Annotated in this window: 16 protein-coding genes and 2 pseudogenes; 13 read left to right on the top strand and 5 right to left on the bottom strand. The window is 69.5% G+C overall.

Annotated elements, in window-relative coordinates:
* Positions 1–64 precede the first annotated feature (64 nt).
* The 10 genes and pseudogenes from ACQ0O7_RS06445 (at position 65) to ACQ0O7_RS06400 (ending at position 9510) form a co-directional block, all read left to right on the top strand.
* Positions 65–496, top strand: a complete 432-nt coding sequence (locus ACQ0O7_RS06445; protein ID WP_430780821.1) for a hypothetical protein — start codon at positions 65–67, stop codon at positions 494–496.
* The gene (locus ACQ0O7_RS06440) at positions 496–1809 is read left to right on the top strand and encodes a hypothetical protein (protein WP_430780820.1); all 1314 of its coding nucleotides are present in this window, start codon (positions 496–498) and stop codon (positions 1807–1809) included. The genes ACQ0O7_RS06445 and ACQ0O7_RS06440 overlap by 1 nt, the downstream gene beginning before the upstream one ends.
* A complete protein-coding gene (locus ACQ0O7_RS06435; RefSeq protein ID WP_430780819.1) occupies positions 1810–2952 on the top strand; it encodes a S8 family serine peptidase in 1143 nt (380 codons plus the stop codon).
* Positions 2953–3132: 180 nt separating this feature from the next.
* Positions 3133–3624, top strand: a complete 492-nt coding sequence (locus tag ACQ0O7_RS06430) for a hypothetical protein (RefSeq protein ID WP_430780818.1) — start codon at positions 3133–3135, stop codon at positions 3622–3624.
* Positions 3624–4988 (top strand): coiled-coil domain-containing protein, encoded by a 1365-nt coding sequence (locus ACQ0O7_RS06425; protein ID WP_430780817.1) that lies wholly within the window; start codon positions 3624–3626, stop codon positions 4986–4988. The genes ACQ0O7_RS06430 and ACQ0O7_RS06425 overlap by 1 nt, the downstream gene beginning before the upstream one ends.
* Positions 4989–6074, top strand: coding sequence for a S8 family serine peptidase (locus ACQ0O7_RS06420; RefSeq protein WP_430780816.1), 1086 nt, complete (start codon positions 4989–4991; stop codon positions 6072–6074).
* Positions 6075–6136: 62 nt separating this feature from the next.
* Positions 6137–6751: a Maf family protein gene (locus ACQ0O7_RS06415; protein ID WP_430780815.1), complete on the top strand. Its 615-nt coding sequence runs from the start codon at positions 6137–6139 to the stop codon at positions 6749–6751.
* 73 nt (positions 6752–6824) lie between these two features.
* Positions 6825–8270, top strand: a pseudogene (locus ACQ0O7_RS06410) (acetyl-CoA carboxylase biotin carboxylase subunit); the annotation flags it as partial.
* Positions 8271–8345: 75 nt separating this feature from the next.
* Positions 8346–8549, top strand: a pseudogene (locus ACQ0O7_RS06405) (acetyl-CoA carboxylase biotin carboxyl carrier protein subunit); the annotation flags it as partial.
* A 280-nt stretch (positions 8550–8829) separates the two neighbouring features.
* Positions 8830–9510, top strand: a complete 681-nt coding sequence (locus ACQ0O7_RS06400) for a DedA family protein (protein ID WP_430780814.1) — start codon at positions 8830–8832, stop codon at positions 9508–9510.
* Here the strand turns inward: ACQ0O7_RS06400 and ACQ0O7_RS06395 are convergent.
* On the bottom strand, positions 9437–10837 hold the full coding sequence (locus ACQ0O7_RS06395) for an NAD(P)H-quinone dehydrogenase (RefSeq protein ID WP_430780813.1): 1401 nt from the start codon (positions 10835–10837) through the stop codon (positions 9437–9439). The genes ACQ0O7_RS06400 and ACQ0O7_RS06395 overlap by 74 nt on opposite strands.
* 99 nt (positions 10838–10936) lie before the next feature.
* On the opposite strand from ACQ0O7_RS06395, the gene ACQ0O7_RS06390 reads away from it, so the two are divergent.
* Entirely contained in the window at positions 10937–11398 is a 462-nt protein-coding gene (locus ACQ0O7_RS06390; protein ID WP_430780812.1) for a gamma-glutamylcyclotransferase, read from the top strand.
* Here the strand turns inward: ACQ0O7_RS06390 and ACQ0O7_RS06385 are convergent.
* The gene (locus ACQ0O7_RS06385) at positions 11395–12345 is read right to left on the bottom strand and encodes a GNAT family N-acetyltransferase (RefSeq protein ID WP_430780811.1); all 951 of its coding nucleotides are present in this window, start codon (positions 12343–12345) and stop codon (positions 11395–11397) included. The two genes, ACQ0O7_RS06390 and ACQ0O7_RS06385, sit on opposite strands and share 4 nt — an antisense overlap.
* Before the next feature lie 264 nt (positions 12346–12609).
* Between ACQ0O7_RS06385 and ACQ0O7_RS06380 the strand changes: the two genes are divergently transcribed.
* Positions 12610–13710, top strand: a complete 1101-nt coding sequence (locus ACQ0O7_RS06380) for a methionine--tRNA ligase (protein WP_430780994.1) — start codon at positions 12610–12612, stop codon at positions 13708–13710.
* 21 nt (positions 13711–13731) lie between these two features.
* Here ACQ0O7_RS06380 and ACQ0O7_RS06375 read toward each other — a convergent pair whose 3' ends face one another.
* The 3 genes from ACQ0O7_RS06375 to ACQ0O7_RS06365 are packed head-to-tail and all read right to left on the bottom strand — an operon-like array spanning position 13732 to position 16062.
* Entirely contained in the window at positions 13732–14469 is a 738-nt protein-coding gene (locus ACQ0O7_RS06375) for an SCO6745 family protein (RefSeq protein ID WP_430780810.1), read from the bottom strand.
* Between the two features lie 49 nt (positions 14470–14518).
* On the bottom strand, positions 14519–15436 hold the full coding sequence (locus ACQ0O7_RS06370) for a hypothetical protein (protein WP_430780809.1): 918 nt from the start codon (positions 15434–15436) through the stop codon (positions 14519–14521).
* A complete protein-coding gene (locus ACQ0O7_RS06365; protein WP_430780808.1) occupies positions 15433–16062 on the bottom strand; it encodes an MBL fold metallo-hydrolase in 630 nt (209 codons plus the stop codon). Before ACQ0O7_RS06365 ends, ACQ0O7_RS06370 begins: the two co-directional genes overlap by 4 nt.
* Positions 16063–16170: 108 nt before the next feature.
* On the opposite strand from ACQ0O7_RS06365, the gene ACQ0O7_RS06360 reads away from it, so the two are divergent.
* On the top strand, positions 16171–17055 hold the full coding sequence (locus ACQ0O7_RS06360) for a DUF4349 domain-containing protein (protein WP_430780807.1): 885 nt from the start codon (positions 16171–16173) through the stop codon (positions 17053–17055).
* The last annotated feature ends 29 nt before the right edge of the window (positions 17056–17084 follow it).

Genomic DNA, 17084 nt, shown 5'->3' with positions numbered 1-17084 from the left:
GAGGCGCTCGGTGATTCGCTAACCTCGGTGAGTCATTCGTTGAGTGTCGATGGGGGGATCGCCGATGCCTGTGGACAACGGACCCGCATACCGGAGTTCGGTCGACAATTACGATCTCAGTAGCATCAATGGGATCGAAGCGGACATCGCGGCCATGGAGGAGTTCGCCGCCGGCCTGAAGGCCGACCTACTCGCGAACTACGCACCACACGCCGACGCGGTGACGAAGTCCATGTTCGCAGAGATCCCATCCGGCGGCGGGTTCTACAACCTGCAACTCTTCCTGTACGCACACCAGCAGGCCCAGGACGCGACCCAACAAAACGTGTACGGGTACATCGACGGCACGTACCGCTTCGCCACCTCGGCGGAGGCCATCAGCACGCAGTACCGCGGAGCCGACGCCTTCTCCAGCGCCAGGCTCTCCGACGTCGAAGCGGCCTTCAAGAAGACCGGCACCTCGACCTCCGAGCCCATTCACCCCGGGGACAGCTGATGGCCAGGTATGACGGCGGCGGAATCTCCGGCGACATCAACTGGTCGTCCACCGACATGCCCTACATGTGGGAGATGGTCAGCGGGCACGAACACGCCCCGTACCAGCCGGCCCTCGACGGCTGGAGGCAGTCGTACGAACTCGTCCTGATGCACCGGACACAGGTCGAGACGTACAAGGACAAGTTGATGCAGGCGTGGCCGCCGGAGCGCAACAAGGCCTCGCAGGCCTACATCGAACGCTTGGATCAGCTGATCGCGAGCTTGACGGAGACATACGACGCAGCGGTCTCCAACTACACGACCTTCTCAGCGGCGATCTCAGCGGTGGCTTCCGCCAAGAGCAACATGAAGCCCTTGCAGGAGGCGTACGCGGCGAACGAAGTCCTACTCGCCAAACACGAGAAGGACATGACCAGCTGGTCGGCGAAATACACGCCGCCGAAGTCCCCGGTAGCCGACGGCCAGCAGGAACACTTGCGCCAACAGGCAGCCGCAATCATGACGTCCCTAACCGCCGAACTCGCCGCCGCCCAGACGTCCCTCGTCCACCCGAGGCCCTATTCCTCAAAAGCCGCTTTCAGTGATCAAAGCGAGTCTCTAACAACTGGCGGGGCAGTTCCGATGACGCCAGTAGCCTCTAATGCATTCTCGGGAAGCATCACACCTCGAACAAGGCCGTCAAGTTCTGTCATTTCGAAGCCGACTCCGGGTAGCCTAAAAACCACCCCGACACCCGGTTTCGTTGAGCACCCGGGAACCGGGAAAAATCCTCCAACTCAGGGCCCTATCCTTGGCGAGGCGAAGCCACCAATCGGCTCTCCCAGTACCGGGGTGCCGACACCACCTTCAACAAGCACAAACCCTAGCTCCAGCTTTCCTGGTCAGTACAAAATCGGCCAGACGGGCAATCCTCCTCCCTCAACAACACAGCCTCGAATTCCTGCAACCAACAACACTCCCGGCACGTTGCCGCCAGCCGCCGGCAGTACGGGAGTGCGCGGAGGAGCACTGCCACACAGCGGGATTATTGGGGGAAATGCGCCCATAGGCGGCGTTCCCGGTTCGGGCCGCTCTAGCCAAACGATGGGTCCGGGACGTGGCAGGCAGAAGGTAAATCCAGTCGGTGGCCTGCTCGGGCAAGAACAGTTCACTCAGTCAGGGCAGCGCAGATCTTCGCGCAGTCAAGACCAGGGCCAGCATAACCAATGGGATCCAGATAACCCTTGGGAGACCAAGACGGGAATGGATCCTGTCCTTCTCCCTTCCGAGGAGCAAAGAATTGACCCAGGCCCCACTATCGGTGGACGATAAATGAGGGCCAGCAGAAAAGCTGCGATGGTGGCCGCCACCACCTCGTTCGCAGTCTTCAGCTTAGGTACTCCAGCCCACGCCGACAGCATTAGAGATTCACAATGGCATTTGCGGTACCTTAATATCTCCAAAGCGCATGAAATTACTAAGGGCTCTAGCATTAGCGTCGCCGTCGTTGATAGCGGAGTATCCCCACACATCGATCTAATAAAGAATCTTGGAGATGGTACTGACACAAGCTCCGGCGGTGACGGCGTAGGACACGTCGACGAGTCAGGCCACGGAACAGCAATGGCAGGACTTATTGCCGGCCACGGGCACGGCTCCAACGACGGCATCCTCGGGATAGCTCCAGATGCAAAAATCTTACCAATAAAGGCGCTCAGTTCCAATGACTCCAGAAACACCATCGAACTTGGAATACAACGAGCCGCCGAACTAAAGGCAAAGGTTATCAATGTATCCAACGGAACCGCTCAATCACGATCCCTAATCGATGCCGTGGAGACAGCAGCTCGGGCAGATTCCATCCTAATTGCAGCAGCCGGGAACTCATCTCAAGCAGCCAGGCTCGGTTACCCTGCAGCCTTGCCGGAGGTCTTAGCAGTCGGCGCTATCAACCGAAGCGGAAAGGTAGCCAACTTTTCTGTAACAGGGTCAAATATTGGCCTATGCGCCCCAGGCGTTGATATCGCAACGACTGACCTGAGCAACAAATACGTAAAGGGCCGCGGAACTTCACAGGCTGCAGCGATTGTTTCTGGGGCTGCTGCTCTTGTTCGGGCTCGGTTTCCGGACCTGTCTGCTCCTGAGGTTGTTCATCGACTTACGTTTACTGCTGATGACAATGGGCCTCCCGGTAAAGATGATCAGTGTGGGTATGGGGTGCTTAACATTGTTGAGGCTCTGACTGCTGATGTGCCTCCGCTCAACGCCGGCGGGGCGACTTCTGCTCAACCCGGTGTTTCCTCCGCGCCGGGCGGAAGTGATGTGAACTCCACGGGAGCTGTGGGTCAGGCGCCGTCGGAGAGCGAGGATGCCGGGTCCGATCTTTCCGCGCTCATCGGGGTGGGGAGTGTGGCGGCTGTGCTTGTGGGGCTGCTGGCCTTTGTCACGGTTCGGAAACGACGTACTTCCTCGTAGATTCCGTTGGTTCATGGATCGCGCGGTGCTCGCCCACCTATGGCGAGCGCCGCGTTGCGCGCTGTCACAGAGGGGCGCCCGGGCACGTCACCACGGACATCACGGTGCGCTGTGGGGGCGGGATCGCAGGCTAACCTCTCAGGTGCCATTCAGCGTGTGATCTATGGGGAGGGGGCTCCGGTGATCCCTGAAGAGGACCGAGGTCCCGCTTGGCTGCGGGACTACGACTACACCGACTTCGGCAGCATCGAGGCGGACATTCAGGCCATGAAGGAGTTCGCCGCGAAGCTGACGGCGAACATCGAGGGCAGCTACGCCCCGCATGCCCAGTCGGTCAGTGAGTCGATGATGAGTCCGCTGCCGGAAGCGCCGCATTTCTACGAGCTGCACCTTTTCCTGTACGCGCACGATCAGGTTCAGATCGCGACACAGCAGAACGTGTACGGGTACATCAACAACACGTACCGGTTCGCCAGTGCCGCCGACCAGATCAGTGACAAGTACAGCGGCTCGGACGCCTTCTCCCGGGCGAAACTCACCGATGTGCAGCAGTTCCTGCACACCCCGGCAGGCGCCGGCACCGGCACCGGTTCCCCGGCGCTTCTCGATCTGCCTCTGGACGGAAGTGCACCACCGCCCACCACCGAATTCGACAACTCCGGGGAGGGCTGATGGGCATCGAGTCGGGTGGCGGTACCGGCCGCACGAGTTGGGACTCCACGCCGATCCCGATGATGTGGGCGGCGCTGAAGGATTACGACAGCGCGCCGCACTGGCGGATGACGGGGGCGTGGCGGCAGTCGTACGAGCTGCTGATCGCCCACATCGGGCAGGTGAAGCAGTACCGGGACAATCTGGCCGCCGCGTGGCCGCCGCACCGGAGCAAGGCTGCCGCCGCGTACGTGCAGGAACTCGACGGGCTGATCGAGAACCTGGAGGAGACGTACGAGGCGGCGATCGTCAACCACCAGGCGCTGTCCACCGCGACCTCGGCCATCTCGGAGGCGCGGCGTGAGCTGGAGGCCGTCCACACCGAGTACGAGTCGAACCAGACGCTGCTGGCCGAGTACGAGAAGGAGCTGACCTCCTGGTCGGCGAAGTACACACCGCCGGAGAATCCGCTGGCGGACGGGCAGCAGGCCGCGTTGCAGTCGCGGGCGGCCCGCATCATGCAGTCGCTGAGTGCTGAACTGGCGACGGCCCAGACGTCGTTCATCGCCCCGCGGCCCTACACGGCGGCCGGCAACCGGGGCGCCGGCGAGGAACTGGTGAGCCCGAGCGGTGGCGGCGGTGCGGGCGGCGGGCCGGGGTTCGCACCGCGGAGCATCACCCCTCCGGCGCGGTCGGGTTCGGTGACACCGCCCGCGGTCGGGGAGATCGCGGCCCCGGCACCGGCCGGTCAGGGCCCGACACTGGTGGGCACGACGCCGGCTCCGGTTCCGGCCGCCCCGAATCCTGGCCTGCCCACCGCCCCGGTCGCCACGCCCACGGTTCCGCCGGGCGCCGGTGGCCCGTTCCCGCTCACTCCAGTTCCGGGGAATTCGCCGCCCCGCCTCCCGGTGACGGGTGGCGGGGTGCCGACGCGGGTCGGTAGCCCGCCGACGAACACCGGCGTCCGGGGTGGCCCGTTCCCGGGTGGCGGGGTGATCGGTGGCAGCCCGGCGACGGGTGGCGGCAGCCCGACCGGAGGCGGTGGCCGTCCGATGTCGGGTGGTGCCGGTCCGATGTCGGGTGGCGGCGGCCCGATGGGCGGCGGCGGGCGTCCGGTGAACGGTGGGCCGCAGCGGGTGAACCCGACCGGCGGCATGATCGGCGGCCCGGGTGCGGGTGGGTCGGGAAGACCGGGTGGACCAGGTGCACCGGGTGGCATGGGCGGCCCGGGCGGGCGCCGTCACCAGTCGGATGTCGACGGGGATCCGCAGAACCGGCGGTGGGACCCGGACAACCCGTGGGAGACGGACATCGGCGTGGATCCGGTTCTTCTGCCGGCGCGGGAGCAACGTATCGATCCCGGACCGACCATTGGTGGCCGCTGAGTGACGTACCGAAAGATGTCCGCGGTGTTCGCCCTGGCCGGGGTGCTCGTTCTCCCGGCGGTTCCGGCCGCCGCCGCCGACCGGATCAGGGATCAGCAGTGGCAGGTCACCTATCTGAAGCTGGCCGAGGCGCACCGGATCACCACCGGGTCCGGGGTGTCGGTCGCGGTGGTCGACACCGGGGTCGCACGCCATCCGGATCTGGCCCGGAATCTCCAGCGTGGGACCGATGTGATCGCGGGTGGTGACGGTTCCGGTCAGGTCGACCAGGACGGGCACGGCACGCAGATGGCCGGGCTGATCGCCGGGCACGGGAGTGGCCGGGACGCCGGGGTGCTCGGTGTCGCCCCGGGAGCGAAGATCCTTCCGGTGAAGGCCACGGCCACCCGGGACGACGGTGCCGGGGTGGGCCCGGGTTTCGAGTGGGCGGCGTCGCAGGGCGCCGGTGTGATCAACTTTTCGAGTTCGGTGCCGATGTCCCGGACGCTGACCGACGCGGTCGCGGAGGCGGTGAAGGCGGACGCGGTGGTGGTGGCGCCGAGCGGGAACCGGGCGAGCGACCTGGTGTTCTCCTATCCGGCGGCGATTCCGGAGGTGCTGGCGGTGGGCGCCGTCGGTGAGAACGGGGAGGTCGCCGACTTCTCGGTCACCGGGGAGAAGGTCGGGATCTGCGCGCCGGGCGTCGATCTGGTCACGACGACCCGGAACGGCCGGTACGCCAAGGCCAGCGGCACCTCGCACGCCACCGCGCTGGTTTCGGGGGCGGCGGCGCTGGTGCGGGCGAGGTTCCCGGAGCTGTCGGCGCCGGAGGTGATCCACCGGCTCACCGCGACGGCCGACGACAACGGGCCGCCCGGCCGGGACGACGAGTGTGGCGCCGGGGTGCTGAACATCGTCAAGGCACTGACCGCTGACATTCCCTCGACCGAACCTGACAGATCATCTGAAACAGTGGCACAAGTTGACAAAGGCGCAGAACCCACCGGCTCCTCGCTGCCGATGATCGCCGGGGCCGGCGCCGCCGTCATCGTCCTCGGCGGCCTGACCGCGTTCCTGCTGGTCCGGAAACGCCGCTCGGCGTCCTGATCGAAGGAAACGCGGTGGTTGGTCACGCTTCCGCCTTGATGGGGCTTGTAGGCTCCGCTTTTGTGCAGACTGACATCGCGTATCGCCTGATCCTCGCCTCGGCCAGTCCTGCCCGGCGGGCTCTGCTCACCGGGGCCGGGATCGATGCCGAGGTCATCGTCAGTGGTGTGGACGAGAGTGTGGTCGAGCACGAGGACGCCTACACCACCAGTCTCGCGCTGGCCCGGATGAAGGCGCGGACGGTGGCCGCCGAGCTGCCCGCCGATCCGGCCGCCCTGGTGCTCGGGTGTGATTCGGTGCTGGAGTTCGAGAACGAGGTGTTCGGCAAGCCGGCCGATCCGGTGGAGGCGGCCAAGCGCTGGTCCCGGATGCGCGGCAAGTCGGGTGTGCTGCACACCGGGCATCACCTGACCGGGCTGGTGAGCGGGCTGCAGGCGGAGGCGGTGGGCCGCACCGTGGTGCATTTCGCCGATGTCTCCGACGCCGAGATCGACGCCTATGTGGCGTCGGGTGAGCCGTTGCAGGTGGCGGGGGCGTTCACGCTGGACGGCCGGGGTGGCGCGTTCGTGGACCGGATCGAGGGCGATCCGGGCAACGTGATCGGGCTGTCGCTGCCGCTGTTGCGTAACCTGCTGGCCCAGATGGGTGTGCCGATCACCAGTCTGTGGCGACACTGAGATGCGAATCGCGGCTAACTTATCGAAGGTGCGGGGGGCTGAATCCGCCTGAGTAGCCGTTAGGCTCCTACATGTGCGGAAGATTCTGATCGCCAATCGTGGCGAGATCGCCGTCCGGGTCATCCGGGCCTGCAAGGACGCCGGCCTGACCAGCGTCGCCGTCTACGCCGACAGCGACCGGGACGCGCCACACGCGCGCCTGGCCGACGAGGCCTACGCGCTGGACGGCGAGACCGCCGCCGATACGTATCTGCGCATCGACAAGCTGCTGGATGTGGCGGCACGCAGCGGGGCTGACGCCGTACACCCGGGTTATGGGTTCCTCTCCGAGAACGCCGACTTCGCCCAGGCCGTACAGGACGCGGATTTGACCTGGATCGGGCCGACCCCGCAGGCGATCCGCGACCTGGGGGACAAGGTGACCGCGCGGCACATCGCGCAGCGCGCGGGGGCGCCGCTGGTGCCGGGCACGCCGGAGCCGGTCGCGGACGCCGCGGAGATCGTCGCCTTCGCCGCCGAGCACGGGCTGCCGGTGGCGATCAAAGCGGCGTTCGGTGGGGGTGGCCGGGGGCTGAAGGTGGCCCGCACGGCCGAGGAGATCCCGGCGCTGTTCGAGAGCGCGACCCGGGAGGCGGTGGCCGCGTTCGGCCGCGGCGAGTGTTTCGTGGAGCGCTATCTGGACCGCCCGCGGCATGTGGAGGCGCAGGTCCTGGCGGATACGCACGGCACTGTGGTGGTGGTCGGCACCCGGGACTGCTCGTTGCAGCGCCGCCATCAGAAGCTGGTGGAGGAGGCGCCGGCGCCGTTCCTCAGCGACGAGCAGCGGGCGCGGATCCACGAGAGCGCCAAGGCGATCTGCCGGGAGGCCGGCTATCACGGCGCGGGCACTGTGGAGTATCTGGTGGGCCAGGACGGGACGATCTCGTTCCTCGAGGTGAACACGCGTCTGCAGGTCGAGCATCCGGTGACCGAGGAGACGGCCGGCATCGACCTGGTGCGGGAGCAGTTCCGGATCGCGGCCGGCGAGCGGATCGGGCTCGGCGGGGATCCGGTGCCGCGTGGGCACGCGATCGAGTTCCGGATCAACGGGGAGGACGCGGGCCGGGGTTTCCTGCCGGCGCCGGGCACCGTCAGTGAGCTGGTCTGGCCGTCCGGTCCGGGGGTGCGGGTCGACTCCGGGGTGGAGGAGGGCGGTGTGGTCGGCGGCAACTTCGACTCGATGCTCGCCAAGATCATCGTGACCGGGGCGACCCGGGCGGAGGCGCTGGAGCGGTCCCGGCGGGTGCTGGACGAGACGGTGATCGAGGGCATCGCCACGGTGCTGCCGTTCCATCGCGCGGTGGTCCGGGACGAGGCGTTCACCGGTGAGCCGTTCACCGTGCACACCCGCTGGATCGAGACCGAGTGGGTGAACGAGGTGGAGCCGTTCGCCGGCGGCCCGGCGACCGGGACCGAGCAGGACGAACGCGAGACCATCGTGGTCGAGGTGGGCGGACGGCGGATCGAGGTGCGACTGCCGAAGATCAAGGAAACCCAGCGGCGGAGTACGGCCCGGGCGGTCAAGCGCGCACCGAGCAAGGTCACCACCGGCGGCCTGACCGCCCCGATGCAGGGCACCATCGTCAAGGTCGCGGTGCAGAACGGCGACGAGGTGGCCGAGGGCGACACGATCGTGGTGATCGAGGCGATGAAGATGGAGCAGCCGCTGCACGCCCACAAGGCCGGTGTGGTGTCCGGTCTCACGGTGGAGGCGGGCGCGACGATCACGGCCGGCACCGCCATCTGCGAAATCGGCTGAGAAACCCGGGAGCCACCTGACGCGTTCAAGGAGCGGGCCGCCGATACGGGACCTACCGACGGCCCGCGGCCGCGCGCCGGCCGTGCGGCACGGGCAGGTCAACCGTACGCCCGCCACCGGCGCCCGGCGAAAACCGGGAGCGAGGGAAAGGGGCGGGCCGTAGCGTGTCCCGCATCACCGCAGAACGCACACAAGAGAGCGCATGCTGTGAACACAGCGCTCTCTCAGCCGGTCTGTCGCAGAATGCCGGGAGTCTTGAAGCCGCGAGGTGGCCGCACCGATGACCGAACTGCTGACCATGGTGGCGACACCGGCATGGGCGTACCTCGCCCTGTTCTCGTTCCTGGCGGTCGACGCCCTGGTGCCGGTGATCCCGATCCAGGCCATCATGATCACGTCCGGGGCGCTGACCGTCTACGGCAACCTCGATCTGGCCGCGGTGATCGCCATCGGCGCGCTGGGCATGTTCACCGGCGACACCATCGCCTTCGTGCTGGGCCGGTCCACCGGGGCCCGGCTGAGCGCGCTGCGGTCCCGGTTCGCGCCGCGCAACGAGGAGCACGACTCGAAGACCCGCCGGGCGGCCGAGCGGTTCACCCGCGGGCTGCGCCGGCCCGGCCCGCTGGTGATCCTGCTCTGCCGCTTCGTGCCGGGCGGCCGGATGGCATCGGGGTACCACGCCGGCCGCACCGGTTATCCGATCCGCCTGTTCGTGCTCTACGACGGGCTGGCCGCGCTGGGCTGGGCCAGTTACGGCGGACTGGTCGGGCACCTCGGCGGCACCGCGATCACCCAGTCCGCCTGGCGGCTGTTCGCCGTCGCCGCCACCGCCGCGGTCGTCTTCGGCACGGCCGGCTGGATCCTCGCCCTGTTCGGGGGCAAACCCGTCACTGAATCTCGTGCTGCATCAGTTGACGAGCGGCCTCAGCGATCGACCCCGACAGCGACGGATAGATCGTGATGGTGTGCGCCAGCTGATCGACGGTCAGGTTGTTCTCGATCGCCATGGTGATCGGCAGGATCAGCTCGCTCGCCTTCGGTGACACCACCACGCCGCCGACGATCTGCCCGGTCGCCGGCCGGCAGAACAGTTTCACGAAACCGTCCTGGAGCCCGGCCATCTTGGCGCGCGCGTTGCCGGTCAGCGGCAGCATCACCTGACGGGCCGGGAACCGGCCGGAGTCCACCTCGTTCTGCGACACCCCGACGGTGGCCAGCTCCGGGTCGGTGAAGACGTTCGCCGAGACGGTGCGCAGCCGCAGCGGGGCCACCGCCTCACCCATGGCGTGCCAGATCGCGATCCGGCCCTGCATGGCCGCGACGCTGGCCAGCGGCAGCACACCGGTGCAGTCACCGGCCGCGTAGATCCCCGGCACGTTGGTCCGCGACACCCGGTCCACCGTCACGTAGCCGTGCTCGGAGACGTCCACCCCGTACTCCCGCAGGCCCAGCTCGGCGGTGTTCGGGATGGCGCCGACGGCCATCAGCACGTGCGAGCCCTCGACCACCCGGCCGTCGGCGAGGGTCACCCGGACGCCGTCGCCGGTGTTCTCCACCGCGTCACCACGGGACTGGCTGAGAATGGTCATGCCCCGGTCGCGGAAGACCCGCTCGATCGCCATCGCCGCGTCGGCGTCCTCGTGCGGCATCACCCGCTCGCGGCTGGAGATCAGTGTCACGTGCACGCCCATCGCCAGGTAGGCGCTGGCGAACTCGGCGCCGGTCACCCCGGAACCGATCACGATCAGGTGCTCGGGCAGCTCCTCCAGATCCCACACCTGCCGCCAGTCCAGGATCCGGTCGCCGTCCGGCCGGGCGGTGGGCAGCACCCGCGGGGTGGCGCCGGTGGCCAGCAGCACCGTGCCGGCCTCGACCGGGTAGGTCTCGCCGCCCTCCGGGGTGATCAGCACCTGGTGGGTGTGGCCGAGCCGGTCCTCGCCGAGGCGGGCCCGGCCGCGGACCACGTCCACCCCCGCCTTGATCAGCTTGGTCTGGATGTCACCGGACTGGGCCAGCGCCAGTCTCTTGACCCGCTCGTTGACCGCCTTGGCGTCGACGGTCACCCCGTCCAGGCCGGGCGAGCGGATCCCGAACCGCTCGTCGTAGCGCAGCCCGGTCACCACCTCCGAGCTGGCGATGAAGGTCTTGGACGGCACGCAGTCGGTCAGCACACAGGCGCCACCGGGCCCGTCCGCCTCGACGAGGGTGACGTCGGCGCCGAGCTGCGCCGCGACCAACGCCGCCTCGTACCCTCCCGGTCCCCCACCGATGATCACGATCCGACTCACGACTCAAAACCTCCAAAAGCGGCAACCGATGCCGAACAGTTGTGCCGACACGCACTTCTCATATTCTCACCACCGCCCGCTACGACTATCGTCGTCGCCGTGCGTCACTACGCCGCGTATGGCTCGAACCTGGATCCCGCCCGCATGCGGGCCTACTGTCCGCACTCGCCGATGGTCGGCGTGGGGTGGATCGAAGGCTGGCGCCTCACCTTCGCCGGTGAGGGAGATATGGGCTGGGAGGGGGCGGTCACGACGATTGTCGAGTCGCCCGGAGACCGTGTCTTCGTCTCCCTCTACGACGTCCACGCCTGGGACGCGGCACAACTCGACGAGGTCGAGGGCGTGACTGCGGGGGCGTACCAGAAGGTCACCGTCCGTGTATCGACGCTCGACGGTGACGTACCCGCATGGGTGTATGTCTTCGCCGGGTACGAGGGCGGCCTGCCGACCGCGTGGTACCTGTCGGAGATCGCCAACGCGGCCGAGAAGGCCGGCGCGCCCGACGACTACGTGGCCGATCTGCGCGGCCGCCCCTCGGGGACCGCGTCACCCGAGGTCTAGATCGTGGTGCGGTAGATGTTCGCCCGGTACAGCGCGTCCATGCCGACCTTGAAGTACAGGCTCGCGGCGTCGGTCGGATTCTCCAGATCGACGCCGAGCCCGGCCTTCGGGCGACCGGCCCCGGCGTAGGCGGCGAACGCGCGGCGCAGCAGCGCCTCACCGACACCCCGCTTGCGGTACGCCCGGAGCACGGCCAGGTGCTTGACCCAGCCCTCGTCGCTGTCCTCACCACCGTCGCTGCTCTGCAGGACACCCACCACACGGCCGTCCACCTCGGCGACGAACCACTCGCCGAACGGCGTGCCCGGCCGGGTGATCTGCTCGTGCCAGCCACCGAACGGGATCGCCCGGTGGTCGGAGTCGGCGAACGCCTCCTCGATCACGGCGTGGAAGACCCGCAGCTCCGTCGCGTCCCCGGCCCGGACCGGGCGCACGGTGACCCCGGGCGGCGGCTCGGGCGCGACCGGCGAGACCCCGGCCAGCGACATCTGCATCCGGGCGAACTGTTTGAGGAAGACGAAGCCGGCCTCGGTCAGCGCCGCGATCAGCTCGGTCTCGCCGGGGATCGCGCCGGCCCGCACCTCGTAGACGTCGTGGCCCAGCTCGTCGGCCCGCTCCCGCATCCGGCCCATCAGCAGCGCCAGCAGCGGCCGCAGCGCGGGCTCGCCGTCGCCGGGCCGGAAGTAGACGTTGGCCATGTCACGGGCGCCGCCGGTGGAGTTGCCGGGGAAGGCCCAGCCGGCGATCCGCCCGGCGCCGTCGAGGGCGAGCCAGCAGTCCCGCGCCATGTCGGTGTTGGGGTTGGTGAGGTCGTCGCGCACCTCGTCGGCGCTGTAGTCCGGCTCCCCCACCGAGGCGACATCACTGGCGTGCACCAGCTCCAGGATCGCCGGAACGTCGTCGAGGGTGGGCCGGCGTGTGGTCCAGCCCGGGGGCAGCTCGCTCATGCCCCGCATCGGAACACGCCCCGTTCCCCGCTCACAACCGAGTTTCGCCCGGGGCCGGGCCGACCTACCATCGGGCTCATGCAGCCGCGCAGCGAGCGAATGAGCCGCCCCCACCCGGGGCTCCTCGCCGTGCGCTGACCCAGACCACGACCAGGCCCGGTCTCCACGGGCCGCGTCATCTCCCGTCGGGGCTCCGGCCGGACGGGAGAGACATGACCACCTTCTACGTCACGACCGCCATTCCGTACGTCAACGCCGCCCCGCATCTCGGGCACGCCCTGGCCCGGCTGCGAGCAGTTCTACACGGCGGCGGAGCTGCCCGGCGGGCTCTGCCCGGAACACCGGGTGCCACCCGATCCGGTCGCCGAGGAGAACTGGTTCTTCCGGCTGTCCCGCTACACCGGCCGGATCCGGGAGGCGCTGGAGAGCGGCCGGGTCCGGATCGTGCCGGCCGCCCGCCGCAACGAGGTGCTCACGCTGCTCCGCGACGGGCTGACCGACATCAGCGTGTCCCGGCCGGCCGCCCGGGCCGCGGGCTGGGGCATCCCGGTGCCCGGCGATCCCGGCCAGGTGGTCTACGTCTGGTGGGACGCGCTGGCCAACTACCTGACCGCATTGGGGTACGCCGATCGGCATCGCTGGTGGGGCCCCTCCGGTGAGCGGGTCCACGTGATCGGCAAGGGCATCGTCCGGTTCCACGCCGTGCACTGGCTGGCGCTGCTGCTCTCGGCCGGGCACGAGCTGCCGACCGGCATCCTGGTGCACGACTACCTGACCGTGGACGGCGCGAAGCTGGCCAAGAGCGCCGGCAACACGGTCGACCCGGTGGAGCTGACCACCCGGTACGGCACCGACGCCGTCCGCTGGTGGCTGCTGCGCGAGCCGGCTCCGCTGGGTGACACCGACTTCACCGTCGAGCGGCTGGTCCGGCGGGCCGATCACGATCTCGCCAACGGTCTCGGCAATCTGGTCCACCGGGTGCTCGCCCTGGCCTGGCGACTGCGGGACGGCTGGATCCCGGAGACGGGCGTGCCGCCGGGACGCCTCGGCGAGGTGGGCGCGGCCCTGCCCGGCACGATCGACAGCGCGCTGTCCGACTTCGATCTCCGGGCGGCCACCGGCGCGCTCCGGGCAGTCGTCGAGGAGGGCAACCGCTGGATCGAGGCCGAACGCCCGTGGGATCCGGCCGCGGCCGACCGCCTCGACACCGTGCTGGGCGGGCTGATCGCCGTCCTCCGGCTGCTCACCGTGGAGCTGGAGCCGTTCCTGCCGTCGGGGGCGGCCCGGCTGCGCGACCTGCTGCTCGCCGGCGACCGGGTGGCCCGCCCGGCACCGGCCTTCGCCCGCCTGGACAGCGCCCGGTGACGGGTCTCAGCAGGTGGTGGCTCAGCGGGCCAGGCGGTGGCTGAGGGACTCCAGCAGGCCGGCGAACTCGATCCGCTCCGGCTGCTCCAGGGCCGCGTAGGCCTGCCCGGCCAGCGCGTCGGTGACCGCGTCGGCCCACAGCAGGCGGCGGATCAGCGGGCCGGCCGGCGGGTAGGGCGCCTGCCAGCCCAGCGCCACCGCGTCGGTCTCCCCCTCCGGGCCGGCGATGATCGCCTCCAGCGGGGTGAGCCCGCTGGCCCGGACCGCGATCACGTGCACTCCCTGCCGGTGCTCGTGCAGCAGGTGCAGCAGCATCGCGGCGCGGGCGCCGGGCTCGCTGCTCGGCGCCGGCATCGCCCGCCACGCCGCGAAGAGCGGCAGCCCGGCGGTGTCGATCCGGTCGACGACCCGCTGGGCGAGATCGTGCAGGCGGGTCAGCCGGGGGAAGCCGCCGAGGTTGTCGGCGCCCCAGTTGCACAGCTCGCCGAGATGCCATCCGGCCACCTTCGCCGGGGCGGACGACTTGACCGCCGCCTCCCAGCCGTCGGTCACCGCCTCGGGGGCGATGAAGGCCAGCGCCGCGGCCACCGTCTCCGGCCGCACGTCGCCGAGCGCTCCGGCCCGGGCGGAGACGTGGTACGCCCACCCGGAGAGCCCGAGCAGCCGGGCCCCCTGCAGGGTGCGCGGTGATTCCGAGAAGGCACGGAGGATGGCGGCGAGTCCCACTCGGGCATTGGCGGCGGCCTGTTCCGGGGTCACCCGCCCGATTCTGCTCCCCTCGACCGTCTAAAGAAAACGCTCCCCGGCATCAATGCCCGTTCGCGACCTCATCGAGCGCCGCCTGTGCGTCGCCGACCCGGCGCCGGGCCTCGGCGGCCTGGCGTTCCGCGGTCCGGCGGGCCTGCTTGCGCCGGGCCACCTCGGCCACCGCCGCGGCCCGCCGCCGTTCCAGCTCGGCGAGTTCCGTGTCCAGGTCCTCGACCAGGTGCTCGGCGTCGCGTTCGGCGTCCTCGGCCCGGCGCAGCTGGGCGTCGGCGCGCCGCTCGGCCGCCTCGGCCGACCCGAACTCCCGCTCCAGCTCCCGCCGGCGCCGCCGCTGCTCCGCGGTCTCGACCGAAGCCGAAATCGAAGCCGAAGCCGAAGCCGGAGTCGGAGTCGAAGCCGAAGCCGGGGCCGGGTCCGGAGTCGAAGCCGGAGCCGGGTCCGAGGACTCGTCATCACCGGTGATCAGGCGCAGGCGAGGGCGCGGCACCTCACCGAAACCCGCGTAGCTGACCGCCCGGATCAGCCGCCCGGTCCGGATCTGCGCGGCGATCTCCGGCTCGGCCAGCGCCGCGGTGACGGTCGCCTCCACCTCGGCCAGCGGCAGTTTGCCGCCCGCGGCGCCGGCCTCGACGGCGAGCTTGCGGGCCGCCTCGACCAGGGTGGTGACGAACCGCCGCCGATGCTGGGACAGCTCCCGCATCTGATCGCCGCGCAGGTCCCGCTGGGCGGCGCGCAGGGCCTCGGCGATCTCGGCCAGCTCGTCGAGCAGCTCGGGCCGCCGCAGCGCCACCAGGTTGACGATCCAGGCCGCCACGGTGGGTTTCTTGAGCGCGGCGATCCGCCGGGCGGTGTCCCGGTCCCCGGCGGCCCGCGCGGCCTCGACGGCGGCGGACCGGGCGGTGACGAAGCCGTCCGGCGGCGCCTCGTACAGCCGCCGGACCGTCCCGTCGGCGTCGGTCACAGCACGCTGCCGGGCGCCACCTGCCGGTAGGTGGTCTCCGAGAAGTTCTCCAGGTGCTTGCCGTAGACGGCCGCGCCCCGCTCGTTGAGCAGCCCGTCGTGCAGGGCGAAGGCCCGCTCCGGTTTGACGCCGCGGACGAACTCCAGGGACTGGGCGACGGTCGCCCACGGCGCGTTCAGCGGTGCGAACAGCGTCTCGACCGGCTCGTCCGGCACCACGAACGAGTCACCCGGGTGGTAGAGGTTGGCGCCACCGTCGGAGATCAGGAAGCCGAGATTGGCGAAGACCGGCACGTACGGATGGATGACGGCGTGCTGTCCCCCGTACGCCCGGATCCGGAGACCGGCCGCCTCGAAGGAGTCGCCCACCGCGACCGGGACCGTCGCCTCCGCCACGTCGGCCAGCAGGGCCAGCACCGCCTCGTGCGCGTGGATCCGCAGTGCCGGGTTGCGGGCCACCGCCGCCCGCACCGCGGCGACGTCGATGTGGTCGAAATGCTCGTGCGTGACGAGGATCGCATCGGCACCGTCCAGGGCGGACGGTTCGGAGAATTCGCCAGGATCTACGACGAGTACCCCCGCGCCTTCGATGCGTAGGCAGGAATGCGTGAACTTCGTGACGCGCACGGGACCCCTCCGCTGCTGATTCGTGACCGCTCATCTCGCAGTCTGCCGGAACCGGGACGTGCCTGCCGTACGTCCCACGGTCAGTGATGACGTGAGATCGGAGCTGCCATGAATAAACGGGGACTCACCGCGGTGCTGCTGTCCGGGCTGCTGCTGGCCGGGTGTGGCGCGGACGACAGCGATTCCACCGCGAGCTCGGCCGCTGAACCGGCGGTGGCACAGGCCGACCGGGCGGGTGGCGCCGCGGCGGAGAAGGCCGCGCCGGCGGCCGGTGCGGACGTCCCGGCCCAGGCACCGAACCTGCGGGTCGACCAGCGTTCGATCGTCTACACCGGGTCGATCACGGTGCGGGTGGACGACGTGACGGCGGCCGCCGCGCAGGTGACCGGGATCGCGGCCGGGTCGGGCGGATTCGTCAGTGGTGACGAGCGACACAGTGGCACCGGTTCGGCCACCGCGAACATCCAGCTGCGGATCCCGGCCGACAAGTTCAACTCCGTCGTCGACCAGGTCGGCAAGCTGGGCAAGGAGGAGAACCGCGGGATCAACACCGAGGACGTCACCGAGCAGGTGGTCGACCTGGACGCCCGGATCGCCGTGCAGAAGGCCCGGCTGGAGAGCGGCAAGCGCCTGCTCGCCGAGGCGAAGTCCCTGGACGACCTGGTGATGCTGGAGCGTGAGGTGGCCAGCCGGGAGTCCGACCTGGCGTCGCTGGAGGGCAAGAAGCGCCGGCTGGACGACCTGACCGCGCTCTCCACCATCACCGTGGTGCTGCTGGATCCGGAGGCGGTCCGCGACGCCGGGGACGACGAGCCGGCCGGGTTCCTGGGCGGGCTGGCCGGCGGCTGGAACGCGCTGCTGATCTCGATGGGCGTGCTGCTGACCGTGCTCGGCGCGCTGCTGCCGTGGATGATCGCGATCGGCGTACCGGCCTGGCTGATCCTGCAGGGGGTGCGACGCTACCGCCGCCGCACCGCCCCGGCGAACCCGTAGGTTCGTGGGGGGGGGGGGGGGGGGGGGGG

Origin of the sequence: Actinoplanes sp. G11-F43 (assembly GCF_050589265.1) — a bacterium.
GTDB lineage: Bacteria > Actinomycetota > Actinomycetes > Mycobacteriales > Micromonosporaceae > Actinoplanes.
The sequence above is the reverse complement of the archived record's forward strand: the minus strand, read 5'-3'. Positions and strand labels throughout refer to the sequence as shown.